This is a genomic window from Paenibacillus sp. D2_2, from assembly GCF_031199965.1.
Classification (GTDB): Bacteria; Bacillota; Bacilli; order Paenibacillales; family Paenibacillaceae; genus Fontibacillus.
Genome location: NZ_CP133605.1, coordinates 455,389 through 470,074, shown reverse-complemented (window position 1 = coordinate 470,074; position 14,686 = coordinate 455,389). Strand labels below are relative to the sequence as shown.

Below are 14,686 nucleotides of genomic sequence, written 5' to 3'. Positions count from 1 at the left end.
ACTTGAAGAAGGTGCGCATTCGCAACGCCAAAGAACTAATCAGCAAGGGTTCGCTAAAACTATCGGAAATCAGCGCGGCGGTCGGATTTGAGAATACAAGACATTTTTCGCGAGTGTTCAAGGAATTAGAGGGTATTTCACCTTTTGAATACCGAGGTAAGCTGTTTGTAGAGAGTGAGCGGTTTACAAATCGAGAGCAAACGGAAAAAGAATAATCCGAATGCGGTTTCTCGCTAAATGCGAGAAATCGCATTTTGCATTTACAAACTGTTCAGAACTATCTAACTCTTAATTACCCCGAGTATGGTAATATCAACTTGGAAAATACACTATTTCGCTGGAGAAAGATAAGGTATACCATTGATTTCCTTTCGGTCCAGCATGTATGATGTGGAAGAGAGGTGCTCCCGAACCGAACATTCTCTGAAATAGAGTCAATTTCAGATTCAATTTGATCATCGGCCTACATGTCTTATACTATGAAATTGGTTCTATATACATATTTCATTAAGGTCTTCTGGGGGGTATTAGTATGGACCAAGCGTCAGATCAAACGCATATTGAGTCAATTATCAATTCCTCAGCCCTGCTCCGATCCATCGATATGATGGGTGTTGGTATTGCTATTACGGACCCTAAGCTTAAGGATAATCCCTTAGTATATGTCAACCAGGGATTCGAGAAGATTACTGGCTATAAGAGAGAAGACGTATTAATGCGCAACTCCCGGTTCTTACAGGGGGAAGAGACGGACAAACGGCATCTAGGAGTAATCAGACAGGCAATTAAGGAAGGACGGGCCGATACGGTAACCATCAAGAATTACCGCAAAGACGGGACCACGTTCTGGAATCAGTTCATTATTAGCCCGATTCTGAATTCCGATGGAGAGTTAATCTATTTCATCGGCCTGCAGTTCGATGTCACGGAGGAGATTGAAGATCGTAACGCCTCCAAGCAAAGAATCCGTCAGCTCACTTATTTCGACTCTGTTACAGATCTACTGACGATGAACCGATTCAACGCAGTGATGAAATCCAGTCTACAGCGAACTAAAAACGAGCAGAAGACAGCAGCTGTACTTAGGGTAAATCTAAATCGCTTTCGTTATATTAATGAAAGCTATGGAGAGCGTACCGGCAATGAACTATTGAAGGAAGTCGGGGATCGCATGCGTGCTTCCTTCCCTGAAGGAACACCGATCTGTCGCAGCTTCGCCGATGAGTTCATCATTCTGTTATCCGAGTTATCTGATCCACTGCAAATACATAAGATGGCCTGTGGTCTAAGTGAAGCACTTCGACCATCCTACCTCGTTAATGGGGAGAAGATTCATATAGGGTTTGGTATGGGAATTAGCCTCTTCCCGGATGATGGTACCGATGTAACCCAATTATTGAAGCATGCTGAGTTGGCGATGAAGGAGGCGAAGCTTGCCTCCGTGCAAGAACCGCACTATTTTGATTATTATCTGATGGATAAGCTGCTTGAAAGAGTTCAGATCGAGAAGAAATTGCCGCGTGCATTGGAGAACGGTGAATTTGAACTATATTACCAACCTAAGGTGGATTCATCTAGTCTAACCTTGACCGGCTACGAGGCACTTATTCGCTGGAACGACCCGACCACGGACGGATATTACCCTCTACCTTCATCCCTGTGGCGGAAGACACCGGATTTATTGTGCAACTTGGAGAGTGGGTCTTGCGTGAAGCATGCCGAACGAATAAGGCTTGGCAAGAGGCTGGTTATCCTAAGTTGCCAATCTCCGTCAACGTCTCAGCGATACAATTCCGGCATCCTAGATTCGTACATATCGTAGAAGCAGCACTAAAGCAGACTGGGTTAGAACCGCAGTACCTCGAGCTGGAAGTAACCGAATCCATTCTAAATGATCCTGTGATTATTAAGAATAAACTAGATTACTTGAAGGAGCGGGGAATTTCACTATCCATCGATGACTTCGGGACAGGCTATTCTTCGATCTATTACTTGAAAGAGCTACCTCTTCAAGTGCTCAAGATCGACCGAACCTTCATCACACAGACTCCAGCAGAGCCGAGGGATACCGCGCTGCTCCTATCCATTATTCAACTTGGCAAATCACTAGGCTTAACCGTGCTTGCCGAAGGAGTCGAGACAGAAGAGCAGCTCAAGTTCCTTCAGGACAATGGCTGTGATCAAATACAGGGATACTATTATAGTCCGCCTTTAAGTAAGGAGAACATAGAAGCTTTACTACATAAAGAGACGATATTACTGAAGTAGCTTGTTGCTTCACGAAGCACATCTTCTAGAATAACAAAAAGAGACCTGAAGGCATGCCTTGATATTATCCCCTTACGGTAGACAGTGAAAAAGAGTTCATGATATCATGGATTCAAAGACTGTTGACCGGAGGGGATTTTATTATGCCGCCAAAGAAAGGGCAGAAGTTTAATCGGTACGATGAAGAGACGAAAAGAGAGGCTGTTCGTTTACGTGTTGAGGAGCAATGGAGTTACTCTCAGATCCGAGAAAAGCTAGGGATTAAAAGTGATGTACAGATTATAGATTGGGTTCAGAAGCATCAAAACGGGGAATCATTTGATGATTATCGCGGACGTTGGAATAAGAAGCATTTTAGCAGTGTTGAAGAAGAAAATGAGTATTTAAAAGCGCAGGTCGAATACCTAAAAAAGCTCAATCCGAATCTACACGGGAGGGAAGTTGGATAAGCAAGCCCGGTTCAGGACCATCGAAAAAATGAATCAGAACCACTCGATCATAATGTTATGTAAGATTGCAGAGGTATCAAGAGCGGGCTACTACAAGTGGAAAGCAACCACTGATACCCGCCAGATCCGTCAAGAACTGGACGCGGATATCAAGGAACATATTCTGGCCATTCATCGCTTACGGCCATACTTTGGCTACATACGCATGCGTACCGCATTGAGTAAGGAAGGGCTTCAGGTGAACCACAAGAAGGTACGGAGGCTAATGCGGGAACTTGGAATCCGTTCTGTCATTCGTAAGAAGCGACCGTTTGCGGGCCGTAAACCGTCTGTGGTCTTCCCTAATGTCCTGAACCGCCAGTTTACAGCTGAAGCTGCCCTTAAGAAATTTGTGACCGATATCACCTATGTAAGAACGGGGCATGATTTCGTCTATCTGTCCGTCGTCCTGGATCTGTACAACAACGAAGTCGTTGCCTGGGAAGTATCTGCACGAAACGATCTCGATCTTGTGCTCAATACAGTGAAGAAATTAAACGCAAAAGAGGCAGTGCTACATTCGGACCAAGGCTTTCAATATACGACAAAGAAGTACAGTAATCTCTTAGAAGAGCAAGGGCTTAAGGGCAGTCACTCAAGACGTGGAAATTGTTATGATAATGCTTGCGTTGAGTCATTTTTTTCTCATCTCAAGACGGAGAAGTTGTATCTTGAAAGACCAAATAATGAGGAACAAGCTCGGGTCCAGATTGCTGAATACATAACGTTCTATAACCATGAACGTTTTCAAAAAAGCTCAGCGATCTCTCCCCGGTGGAATACCGGGAAAAGACCGCTGCATAAATTCCTCTTTTTTAAATGTCTACTTGACGGGGGTAAGACCACCTCCGGGTCTCTTTTTATTTATCGGACAGTTACTAATTACTGTGGATTCTCATTGCTCATCCAGCTATCTACTTGCAGAGGTTCATTGTAATCCTCACGATCAGACAATTTATGAAGCATTTCCTCGGCCTCGGCTTGAGACTTGAAGCCACCCATCGCCAGTACGTACTTTCCACTCTTCGTCTTGATAACCGAGCTGCCATCCTGGGCATATTGCTCATCCAGCATACCTAACGATTCACCCTGCTCCATCTCCTGGCTACGGACATAGAAGACCTCATGAGGTTCTACCTGTTTCGCAGCACCGAACAGTTTCAATTGAATATAACCAGGCTCTTTATATTCAGATACAGAATAATCGATGTTATCCTTAAGTTCGACCACGAAGCGGATTGCAGAGTCATCAAGTATAACATTGCTGTACACGTCTTTCACATTTGTAAGAGAACGAATATCCTGCTGCAATTTCTGCAAGTCCAAATCCCGGACGCCGTTGAAGCTAAAGATCAACCGGTTCGGTGCTTCTTTGTAATCTACTGTATATGCAGGTACGTTAGCGATCTGCTCGCCAGCGATGGTAAAGTGAATATCCAGCGTATTCTCTTGAGCTGATGTATTCACCGTGGCCCCGTCCGTACGCTCTCCCCGCCTCCAACCTGCAGAACCTTGACGATCGAGCCTACTACGGGCACATCGGATAAGGCCATAGCCACACCTGGTATATTAACGGCAATCATGAGGGCAGCACATGCCGCGACAAGGGTGGAAGTTCCGCGGAACAATCTTCTATTCCGTTGGTGAGCCCGCCCACGCTGGGTAGCCTTCTCTATAACATCTGAGAGCTGGGAGGGTATTTCTATATTGTCATAGCGTTCTTTTCCTGTCATAGTATATCAGCCTCTTCCTTCATTAGTTGTTTCTTCAGCTTGTCTAGTATCCGGTATAGTCTGGTCTTAACGGTACTCTCCGGCATCGAGAGAACCTCAGCCATATCCTTAAACCGCTGATCCTCGAAATATTTCAAAATTATAAAGGCCTTATCCTCCGGCTTGAGCCGATCCAGCGCCTCATAGAGATCCCATTTCTCCTCTAGTGAGATCGGGTCCTCCTTGGCAGAGAACTCCACCACGCTGTCCTCCATGTAAGTATATTTCTTATGTCTTCTCATATGGTCCATAGCGCAATTGATCACAATTCTGCTTATCCAGGTCTCGAAATACTGCGGATTGTCCAATTTTCTGTAAGCTAGATATGCCTTATAGGTCGCCTCAGATACGATCTCCAGCGCCTCCTGCTCATTCTTCACATAACAGAAGGCAAAGCGGTACAGCTTCTCCTTACACGCTCCGATCCGTTCGCTGAACTGTTGTTCGGTCATATTCGCCATTTCTTTATTCAGTTGGTTCACCCCCATTTGGATCGCAAATCATTCGCTTGTTATAAGCTTGGCTTGCTGTTGTGCTCATTAGACTAAGAAGGTGCAGAAAAAGTTTCAAAACTTCTTTCATTTTTTCTGTAACGAGCTGTAAATATGCAAAAAGCCCCCGCAGAACCATTATATCGGTCTCTGGGAGGCTCTTCTTTTATTAAGGATAGTTTAGCGTCCTTGCTGTGTCGCCGCATATTGCTTCTTCGCTTTATAAGCGAAAGTCATATACACCAGAATGAATACCGGAAGAATCACCCAGCCGAAGCCGCGGAGAAGAGCAAATGGTGTCTCGAACAGAAAGGCTCTCCAGAAATGAGACCCGTTCATCTCCCAAAGTCCCGGCGTATAATAGAGAAGCTTCGGTTTAACAAAAGCAGTGATGTTAATCGCACCCGTGGATATCAATACCGCAAACAAAGGGATGAAGCAGCCGGCCAGCGATAGCCACATTTCCGAGAGACGCTTATAACGTGCCGCTTTGGAGTCTACATCCGAGAATATATCCTCATTCCCCTGCTCATTCACTTGCTTGAAATATTGTGCCCCCGAGCTCTTTGTCCCCGCAATATGCTTCCAGCCGCTATCCTCGAATAACGTCCGATAATCCTCAAAGTCTTGTCTGCTTTTGAAGGTCCGATAGTCAATTCGGTAATTCGCATCCTCTGGCGCTCCTTCTGTGAACTCATAGCTATAAGCTTTATTCACTAACAAATGTCCCGAGCGGGCCATCTCATTCAGCCACTGCTCCTCACGATCAAAATTGGTGAAAAACTTGTATTTCCTCATATTGCTCCCCCTCTTCCACCATCCATAATCATTGCCGTCATCTCGATCATATGCCGCATACGGAAATAATCCTGATGCAGAATATCACGGCCTAATTCGGTAATTACATAAACCTTGCGGCGGCTATCTTCGCTGGGCACAGGCTGGATCAGCTTCTGCTTCAGAAGATTGTCTATCGCTCCATATAACGTTCCGGCTGCCATACGTACTTGTCCAGCGCTTAGTTCTTCAACCTTCTGAATAATCAAATAGCCATGGGCAGGTTAAGCAAGGCTAGCAGTATATAATAAACCGTCTCTGTCAGCGGTAAGTTTTTGTCCCGTATCACTTTACGTTGCCCTCCTTTTATTCAGTCGTACTATATATCGTCTAACTGTATAGTTATACTATATATAGTGCGACTGTATAATGCAATAGGAAAATACGAATCCTCTAAAAATTACTGTCTACACGAAAAAAGAGCCCTTACCGCCGTAAACGGTAAAGGCTCCTGCTTTCCGGTTTATTTTCCCTGTCTTTGCACCTTCTGCAATGCACTCCATGAGGTCCGAATGATTCCCTGCTCTTCTAGCACCTGCTGAACTTCTCTGTCACGGAATAGCTCATAATCCCATTGCCGCTTCTCCCATTCGTGATGGATCGCCTTAAGCTCCTCGCTCGCGATCGCCGGATGGATTAGTATTTCCGACACCCCAGGCTGTAAATTCTGCAGTACCTCAATCATGCTCTGTTTATAGCTATCATACGTCTCCCCTGGTAACTTTCCAAAGGGCAGCCCAATCAAATAATCTAGAATAACGACGCCCATATGATCGGCTAGGGCCGTGACCTGATTCGCTACTTCTATTGCTTCGGGAGGTGCTTTCTCCATATTCGGCAGCGCTCTTGGCATACGGAAAGGTAGTCCGTACCAGGCGCAAATCTCAAAGACAACATCAAGGAATTGCTTACCGGTTGCTAAGCCATATAAACTGCCCATATGATTATCGAGATGAGTTGGATTAACCCCCATCGCCAGCGCAGCTTCAATCTGATTGACGATCTCCAAGCGCACTTGCTCCGGCTCAGCCTGCTCTTCAAACATCTTACAATCGGTCGGGAAGTACCCTTCCTTCGTAACAAGGGACCTTACATCGCCATTCCTTGTCACTGGCCCCCATTTATAACCGCTCCATTCACTAGTAAAGGTCAAGTGTACGCCAACATCAAATTCATGATGATTCGCACTCCAGATCGCAGCTTCCTTCGCCCATCCGCAGGGCATCATAATCGTCGATGAAGAAATGACTCCTTCCTGGAACAGCCGCTGAATCGCCAGATTCTCCGCATGACACATGCCGAAATCATCCGCATTTAAAATTAATAATTTTGCATCATCATCGTACCCCAAGCTTTGATTCAAACTCATCCTGCATTCTCCTCCCGCCAATAACCTTATCATCCTAAAATTATAGCGCTTACAAAATAAGAATCACTCTTACGGGCGATCTGCCCGAGAGTGCGTACGACGTTCCTCTAACCATCCCCTTAAAAAGGGGGTTACTCTATACATATGAAATAACCTTTTCCCAATTTCCTCAATTCGGATGATTTCGCTTATTCACCAAATAATTTGCCTTTACTTGCTCAACCACTGATCAAAAAACTTCTCATACCCTTGTTTCATTACGGTAGACGAAAATTTGCCAAATGCGTAATCCCGGTTGTATGTAGATGTCTGTTGCGGCAGAGCCGCCGCCATATTCACCAGCTCGAACCAATTCTGCTCATTGCCCGCAAAAGCATGCCGTGAGCTTATGTGATCATAGCAAGGATGCTCGGGCTTAACCACAATCTTCCCCATCGCCAGTGCCTCAGTTAACGGCATCGCAAAAGTATCGAATTTTGAGCAGCTCCAGTACACCTTGGCCGAATTCATCAGTTCAAATACTTCCTCCTGGGTTAGAGCAAACTTAAGCTTCACATTATGCGGGATATCGTATTTCTTCATGCTTTCTTTGTAGCGCGTCCCGCCGAACACCATATAAACCTCTTTGTCTGGGTTCTGTCTGGCATATTCCAATACGAGATCCGGGCGGCGATTCTCTTCATCACGACCGATCCATAATATGCGATTAGCTACGACAGCACTCGGATCGTAATAGCGATGGGCTAACTCCTCACTGAAGCCAATGGGGATCACGTCCACGTCACTTACACCAAATACCGTATCCAGCTGACGTTTCAGAAAATCCGTCTGCACGATCGCCTTGTCTACGATGCTATAGAAGGGCTTCATCATCTCATAGCCTGTAAGAGCAGGATCAGGGAAGCTGTGAGGGAACAGCACGCTGTTCTTCAGGAACATCTTCAGAAAGGTGAACCCGGACACCGTATAGATCACATGCTCGATACGCTCTGCGTAAATCTGATCAAGGACAATATCATAATTGACCAGATCCCCTTTCTCATGCTCGTAGCCTGGAATCCAATCATGACCGCTGACATGCCGTTCGGAGGAGATAAAGACGATCTCGACTCCCAGCTCTTTGGCGATATTCCGCAGCCGTTCGGCAAATACCCTTGGACCCTGTGCCTCCGCAAATTGAATTTTACGCATCACTAAACCGACCTTCGTCATCAATCCATGTCCACCTTATCCTAAATTTTGGTACTCTAGCTTGTCTTACTATTGTACATCTACTTGATTGCTCTGTGCCAGTTTACATCATTTATTGCGAGATGCGGTCATAGAATGTGCTGTGCTACGCACATAACAAGAAGGGACTCCTCTTATGGTCCATGATGAACCGTTAAGGAGTCCCTTCTTTGAAAAAATTATTTTAGCCTATTCTTGAGGTTGAGTATCAGATGGGGCAGCAGTCCCCACATCTATTGAGTAAGATGCGGATAAGGCTGCCTTTTTAGCTTTTACATTATCCGGTTTCGATAAAACGTAGAGCTTATAGGATCCAGATGTCATTACATTAAACTTGATGGATTCCCCAGAATACGCATTAGAAGCTGTATAAGACAGATAAGCCGAATTAAGGTTGTTTAGACTGAAATCCGCTACATTACTCGGAACAACATAAACTTCGTACCCACTAATATAATCCTTCTTGCTTGGCGTGTTAAATGTAAGTGTAATTTCGTTAACTCCAGCTGTCGCAGCTGTAATTGTTGCCGCGTCTACAGCGACATCATCGGGATTTGGCAAGAGGGATACCGCGTTAGATTGTTTTGACAACGCATTGCCTCCTGTCCCGGCTCCTGTCTTAGCCACAGTTAGCACTTTAGCCACATAAGCAGTTCCTGCTTCGAGCGGACGCCCAGAGGCATCTTTTTCTGTAGTCAGAGTCTGTCTGATATCATTATTATTCTTTCCAATTCTGGAGTAATAACTGCTATCCGTGATATTATCCGCACTATTTTGGTTAAAAGAATTGGCCCAGCCCTCTGGAATCATAAACACTCGATACTCTTCTACACTCTGTTCATCCTTAACCTTCTTAAAACTAACCTCGATATCGCTATATTTACTACCTTTAACATTTAACGTTACTGATCCTACATCATCAACTTTTGCACGATTAACCAGCTTAATGATATCGGAAGGAGCGGACAAGTTATACATTCCCTTGGAGCTTCCTGTACCTACAGACAATACGTACACCCGATATTCGGTATCGTTTGTAATCTTGGAGCCATCAGTGTCTTTAGCATTGCTATCCAGGGTCAAGTTGTTTTTATCTTTATTTACATCCGTATAATAAGATGCTTTAGCGGCAGTATTTACATCAAAATTATTTGCCTTCGAAGCAGGCACAACCAAGATACGGTAATTAGCTATATTCGATTCGTCAGAAGCACGATTGAACGATACTTGCAAATCACGGCCATCCCCGTTATCACCTATATCACTTGCTTTAACATAACTCGCTGCTTGAACGGCTTTATTCTTACTAAGCGTAATGACCGATGACGCAGAAGATAACACATTGGCATCCGAGGAATTCCCGTTTGCTACAGTCAATACATAAACTTTGTAACTAGTTCCTTCCGTAATGTAATTACCGCGTACATCCCGAGCACTATCTAACGTTCTATTTACCGCTCTATTCCCGCCTCTGTTCTCGATCGTGTAATAAGAGCTGCTATTGGCTTGCGCCAAGCTAAAGCTGCTGTAATAAGCAGTCGGCACAACGAAAATCCGATATTGATTGACATTCGTCTCATCGGAAGGCTTCGTGAACGATACCTGCAAATCACGGCCATCTCCATAATCACTTACATCAGCAACATTCAGGTTGGATACAGCTTGCACATTGTAATTCTTACCGAGCGTAATCGTTGACGATGGTGCGGACAGCGCATTGCTGCCGGAATAATTGCCATAGCCTACTGAGAGAACATAGACGCGGTAATTTACACCGTCTTTGATATTATTGCCACGCACATCCCGTGCAGATGACGAAAGTGCCTGCCCGTAAGTGGAATTCCCCGACTTGTTCACGGTCGTATAATAGCTGCTAGACACGTTATTAGCATCCGACAGACTGAAGCTGCTGTAATACGCTGTTGGTACAACCATGATCCGATATTGACTAATATTGGACTCATCTGGCGCCTTAGTGAAAGAGACATAGAGATCACGACCATCCCCATAATCATTCACATCACTGGCATACAGATTCGATACTGTACCTACATTGTTGCTGTACAACGTAATCGAATTCGATGCAGACGATAAGCTATTGTCTGCCGAGTTTCTAGCCACAGCCATTACGAATACACGATAGCTAACTCCGTTCTGAATCGTATAGCCATCTGTATCTCTTGCCCCTGAAGAGAGGGTTTGAGTAATATTGTAGCCCGTCTTGTTCACTTGTGTGTAATACGAGCTGGACAGACCGTTCGCCTTCGTCAATGTGAAGTTCGAATAGTTGTTGGCCCGAACTACAAAGATCCGGTACGAGCTGATATTAGATTCATCAGACACTTTATTGAAGCTAACCCGCAGGTCGCGTCCATCCCCATAGTCATTGATATCATCAACTTGAGTAACAACCGGAGAAGTCACGGTATTCGGACTAAGTGTTACTGACGATGAAGCAGACGACAGCTTATTAACAGCTGAGCTGCTGTTGCTTACAGACAGAACAAATGCTGTATACGGTACGCCGTTCTTAATATAATCGCCGGAAGTGTCGCGCGACGAAGAGGATAGAGTTCCTGTCATCGTGCCGCCATTGCTTCCCGATTTATTGGCTGTCGTATAGTAGCTGCTGGATAAATTATTTGCTGTAGTAAGACTGAAATTGTTAGCATCCTTAGTCTTTACGATAAACACACGATAATTCGAAATATTGTTGTCACTTTGCGGACGAGTGAAGCTGAATGAGATATCGCGTCCATCGCCGAAATCGCTAACATCGCTAATCTTCACATTCGTTACCGCTGCAACCGAAGACAAGTTCTCTAGAGTAATCTTCGGAGAAGGACTCGATAATACGCTGGAATAGGAACCTTTCCCAACAGCAAGCACATAAGCCACATAAGGCTGATCATTTCTAATATAGTCTCCGTCCACATCCCGTGAACTCTGCGATAATGTTACCGCACGATCCGAGCCGGTAGGCGATACGATCGTATAATTCGAAGCGGAGACATTTAGAGCTGACGCCAGATTTAAGTTTTTTGAAGCCTTCACAACCATAACCCGGTAATGATCGACAAGTGACTCAGTAGATGATTTGGAGAAGCTCACCTCTAAGTCACGCCCATCTCCTTGATTACCAACATCACGAAGCGTTACATAGCTCACCGGGGAGATGCTGATGTTGCTAGGAGTGTCGGATTTAACCGTAACGATCTGATCCTTTGAATTCCAGCCAACTTCCTGACCGAGCGCTTCACTGACGAAGCGGACCGGTACCATCGTTCTACCTCTCAATGTCTGTGCTGGTACATCAAGCGTAACTGTTTGGTCATTAATGGTAGCTACCTTCGATTTAATCTTGAGAACTACCGTTGTATCCCCTTTAATCCCAGTAACGGTTTGACTCTTTTGATCCCAATACACTCGTGCATCCAAGGCCTCAAAAATGGCCCTAAGCGGCAGCATAACACGCCCTTGAACCATCACTGGTGGTACGTCGGTCTTCAATTGAACTCCATCCACATAAATAGTGATGTCTTTGGCCGCTTGCGCTGTCGCCGGTTGCAGCAATAACGGTACAACAAGTATCGCTGCAAGAAGTATAGTCCATAATCTCTTCAAAAAATCCACCTCTCTCATGCCTAGGGTTGATCTGGCATGATAATTATCCTCGTCTAATTTAACGCAATAACAGGCAGAAAAGTTTCTTCTTTTTTCCTCGTAAAGAAAATTTAACCGAGGAGGTACAACATTGATACCATTCGGCCTTATTTCGCTCGTTAATTGTATCTTTTTTGCAATATAAAATAATAAATGAAACCTCCTTGGCTCCCTCAACGTATTAACCTTAGTACATGAATAACCTCTGATAGTACGAATGGAGAGGATTACTTTTCTATGATTATAAAACGAATCGTTATCGTAGGGACGATGGCATGCTTCATTACGCTGGGTTCAGGCATATCGGGACAAACTGCAGCTGCGGCGAAAGCGTTGGCTCTTATTCCAGCCAAGCAGGCTGATCAAAATAAGAGCAATTCCAAACAAAGGAGCAATGACCCGCTTATTGATGCAATAGGTATCGTCAATAACGAGGATTGCACAGATGCTCTATATGAAGCACTGGCAGCGGGCAACTCTCTTGCTGACATCACCATATCCAATCAGAAGGATGTAGACTCCGTCATCAGCCTGCAAGTATCACAGCTACAAGAGCAGCTAGATCAGAGATTGGCCGACGGGCATATCTCCATCGAAGCCTACCAACAACAATCACAAGAGCTTGTAGCGATTATTAGCGAAAGCGTCTCCAAGAAGTACCATATATTCTAGCTTACCAAAACCTATACGATAAGCCCCGCTGGAGATATTCCTCCAGCGGGGCTTATTGTATTATATAGACCGTTTATCCCCTCTTGGGCAGCAGCTTCACATACTGATCGGACAAGCCCATCAGCTTCATAATATAATCGTAGTCGCTGCGATACTTCGAGAAATCCGCGACAGGTTGAAGTGTCTTGATCGATACAGCCGAGCCATCTTCGAAGCCTTGACCAGGAACGAACATCACATCGTCATTGAAGAAGGACCCGGTTGGCAAATAATATCGCATACCAACTACATTGCGGTCGATATTAAGCAGATCCTGCCCCATTGCTGTAAAGCCCTCATCCTTCAAAGAGATACCTAGCAAATTCGCCGTCGTCGGCATAATGTCTACTTGACCGCCGACACGTTCTGCACGGATACCCGGCTGCTGTCCGGGAATATGCATAATGAGCGGAATATTGAAGCGGCTCACCCGGTCATCATAAGCGATGCCCAGCTTCTGCTCAATCTCGCTGGAACTCGTATCACTCGGCTGCACTCCGAAGTGGTCACCATAGATGACGAGCATCGTGTCGTCCCACATTCCAGCTTCTTTTAACTGATCTATCAATTTCCCTATCGCATAATCCGTATAGTTAATTGCCGTAATATAATTCCCTAGATTCGTCCCATCCATATCCTGCGGAAGCTGAATTTGTTTCTTGTCTTCAGGGACAACGAATGGAGAGTGACTGGATGTTGTCACGAATTGAGCATAAAATGGCTTGCCTTCGCTTTGAATCTCCTTCAGCTTCTCGATACCAACCCGGTACATCTCCTCATCCGAGGCACCAAAATCGTTAAAATGATCATTATTGTAGTAAGGCTTGTCGTAATACTTGTCAAAATTAAGCCCCGGATATAGCTTGTTCCGGTCCCAGAATGTTACATCATTGATATGGAACGTATTCGCCACATAACCATGCTTCTGCAACAACCGAGGCAGGCTTGGTAATTCACGGTTTCCGTATCCGGTAGACATCGCTACCGCTGCCGTAGGGTAGATCGATGTGTTCGACATGAACTCCGCATCCGATGTATTTCCCTGGCCAATCTGTTGGAAGACATATGGAAAATAAAATCCTTCCTTAGCAAGCCCGTTCAATATCGGTGTTACTTCCTGATCACCAATCTTGAGATTAATCGGGAAATTCTGAAAGGACTCCATCTGAATGACAATCAGATTCTTACCCTTGGCCGCACCAAAATAATTCGGTGTCACTGCTGCCTTTTGGTCGTGGTAAGAATAGGAATTCTGCAAAGCGTGAATCTCGCCAGCTGTCTCCTCCAGATTCCCCTCTTGGAGCATTTTCTCCTCTTTTGATTACGAAGGGCCGCATCGATCTGATAGTTCAAGAAGCCTATTTTCTCGCCGCGAACCAATTCGTTATCGATACCTTTGCCGGAGCGAACATAAAGCGTCGATGCACCGACACAGAGTACTAACAAAACAGCGACCCCGATGATCCAACCACGACTCTTGCCGCCTGAATCACGACGTTCCATAGAGAAGCTGAGACTGCGACTTCGACGGTAGGAGACAATCTTGCGAACGATATACACGATAAATAGCACTACAAAATCAACAAAATACAAAAACTGGTCCGGTCGCAGCAGCGCGTTCACACTACCCCGAATCTGCGGAACCTGGTTCAGTTCACCCAGTACAGCGTAGGTCGGAATCGTCCCAAAGTGGGCGAAATATAGAGTTGCCGCAAACAGTGTCAGAGAAAATATGAAATTAAAACTAGTGTATACGATCCCCTTCCTCTTAATAGGGAACAACAAATCAACAAGACAAAAAAGAGCCAATGCGGACAGCGCTTCGGCAGCTACTCCCCCCAATGAATTCCATCATAG

11 protein-coding genes and 3 pseudogenes are annotated in these 14,686 nt (G+C 45.1%); 4 read left to right on the top strand and 10 right to left on the bottom strand.

Annotated elements, in window-relative coordinates; all coding sequences use genetic code 11:
- The first annotated feature begins 11 nt into the window (after positions 1-11).
- The 3 genes and pseudogenes from RE628_RS02285 to RE628_RS02270 all read left to right on the top strand — a co-directional run bounded on the left by RE628_RS02285 (position 12) and on the right by RE628_RS02270 (position 3,560).
- Positions 12-215: a helix-turn-helix domain-containing protein gene (locus RE628_RS02285; RefSeq protein ID WP_309159341.1), complete on the top strand. Its 204-nt coding sequence runs from the start codon at positions 12-14 to the stop codon at positions 213-215.
- A gap of 317 nt (positions 216-532) precedes the next feature.
- Positions 533-2,268, top strand: a pseudogene (locus tag RE628_RS29455) (putative bifunctional diguanylate cyclase/phosphodiesterase).
- Positions 2,269-2,411: 143 nt separating this feature from the next.
- Positions 2,412-3,560 (top strand): annotated as a pseudogene (locus RE628_RS02270) (IS3 family transposase).
- A 78-nt stretch (positions 3,561-3,638) separates the two neighbouring features.
- On the opposite strand, the gene RE628_RS02265 reads toward RE628_RS02270, so the two are convergent.
- From RE628_RS02265 to RE628_RS02230, 8 genes and pseudogenes are all read right to left on the bottom strand, one after another.
- Complete coding sequence (locus tag RE628_RS02265; RefSeq protein ID WP_309157205.1) at positions 3,639-4,223, bottom strand: hypothetical protein; 585 nt, start codon at positions 4,221-4,223, stop codon at positions 3,639-3,641.
- A complete protein-coding gene (locus RE628_RS02260) occupies positions 4,220-4,489 on the bottom strand; it encodes a hypothetical protein (protein ID WP_309157204.1) in 270 nt (89 codons plus the stop codon). Before RE628_RS02260 ends, RE628_RS02265 begins: the two co-directional genes overlap by 4 nt.
- Positions 4,486-5,016, bottom strand: a complete 531-nt coding sequence (locus RE628_RS02255) for a sigma-70 family RNA polymerase sigma factor (RefSeq protein WP_309157203.1) — start codon at positions 5,014-5,016, stop codon at positions 4,486-4,488. Before RE628_RS02255 ends, RE628_RS02260 begins: the two co-directional genes overlap by 4 nt.
- 183 nt (positions 5,017-5,199) lie before the next feature.
- Positions 5,200-5,817 (bottom strand): DUF2812 domain-containing protein, encoded by a 618-nt coding sequence (locus tag RE628_RS02250; RefSeq protein WP_309157202.1) that lies wholly within the window; start codon positions 5,815-5,817, stop codon positions 5,200-5,202.
- Positions 5,814-6,145 (bottom strand): annotated as a pseudogene (locus tag RE628_RS02245) (PadR family transcriptional regulator). Before RE628_RS02245 ends, RE628_RS02250 begins: the two are co-directional and overlap by 4 nt.
- A 174-nt stretch (positions 6,146-6,319) precedes the next feature.
- Positions 6,320-7,225, bottom strand: coding sequence for a polysaccharide deacetylase family protein (locus tag RE628_RS02240; RefSeq protein WP_309157201.1), 906 nt, complete (start codon positions 7,223-7,225; stop codon positions 6,320-6,322).
- 210 nt (positions 7,226-7,435) lie between these two features.
- Positions 7,436-8,437 carry a glycosyltransferase gene (locus RE628_RS02235; RefSeq protein WP_309157200.1) on the bottom strand — a complete coding sequence of 334 codons (1,002 nt, stop codon included), beginning with the start codon at positions 8,435-8,437 and terminating at the stop codon, positions 7,436-7,438.
- 207 nt (positions 8,438-8,644) lie between these two features.
- Entirely contained in the window at positions 8,645-12,079 is a 3,435-nt protein-coding gene (locus RE628_RS02230) for a stalk domain-containing protein (protein ID WP_375143033.1), read from the bottom strand.
- 276 nt (positions 12,080-12,355) lie between these two features.
- Here RE628_RS02230 and RE628_RS02225 point away from each other — a divergent pair, with 276 nt between their 5' ends.
- Positions 12,356-12,790: a hypothetical protein gene (locus RE628_RS02225; protein WP_309157199.1), complete on the top strand. Its 435-nt coding sequence runs from the start codon at positions 12,356-12,358 to the stop codon at positions 12,788-12,790.
- Positions 12,791-12,863: 73 nt separating this feature from the next.
- Here the strand turns inward: RE628_RS02225 and RE628_RS02220 are convergent, their stop codons facing one another.
- Together RE628_RS02220 and RE628_RS02215 are read right to left on the bottom strand one after the other, a co-directional pair.
- Positions 12,864-14,135, bottom strand: a complete 1,272-nt coding sequence (locus RE628_RS02220; RefSeq protein ID WP_309157198.1) for an LTA synthase family protein — start codon at positions 14,133-14,135, stop codon at positions 12,864-12,866.
- Positions 14,045-14,671: an LTA synthase family protein gene (locus RE628_RS02215; protein WP_309157197.1), complete on the bottom strand. Its 627-nt coding sequence runs from the start codon at positions 14,669-14,671 to the stop codon at positions 14,045-14,047. Before RE628_RS02215 ends, RE628_RS02220 begins: the two co-directional genes overlap by 91 nt.
- Positions 14,672-14,686 lie beyond the last annotated feature (15 nt).

What these genes read in the sequence shown, in the direction of transcription:
- RE628_RS02260 (WP_309157204.1), bottom strand. Translation starts at nt 4,489, where the DNA reads ATGACAGGAAAAGAACGCTATGACAATATAGAAATACCCTCCCAGCTC.
- RE628_RS02255 (WP_309157203.1), bottom strand. Translation starts at nt 5,016, where the DNA reads ATGGGGGTGAACCAACTGAATAAAGAAATGGCGAATATGACCGAACAA.
- RE628_RS02250 (WP_309157202.1), bottom strand. Translation starts at nt 5,817, where the DNA reads ATGAGGAAATACAAGTTTTTCACCAATTTTGATCGTGAGGAGCAGTGG.
- RE628_RS02240 (WP_309157201.1), bottom strand. Translation starts at nt 7,225, where the DNA reads ATGAGTTTGAATCAAAGCTTGGGGTACGATGATGATGCAAAATTATTA.
- RE628_RS02235 (WP_309157200.1), bottom strand. Translation starts at nt 8,437, where the DNA reads ATGACGAAGGTCGGTTTAGTGATGCGTAAAATTCAATTTGCGGAGGCA.
- RE628_RS02225 (WP_309157199.1), top strand. Translation starts at nt 12,356, where the DNA reads ATGATTATAAAACGAATCGTTATCGTAGGGACGATGGCATGCTTCATT.
- RE628_RS02220 (WP_309157198.1), bottom strand. Translation starts at nt 14,135, where the DNA reads ATGCTCCAAGAGGGGAATCTGGAGGAGACAGCTGGCGAGATTCACGCT.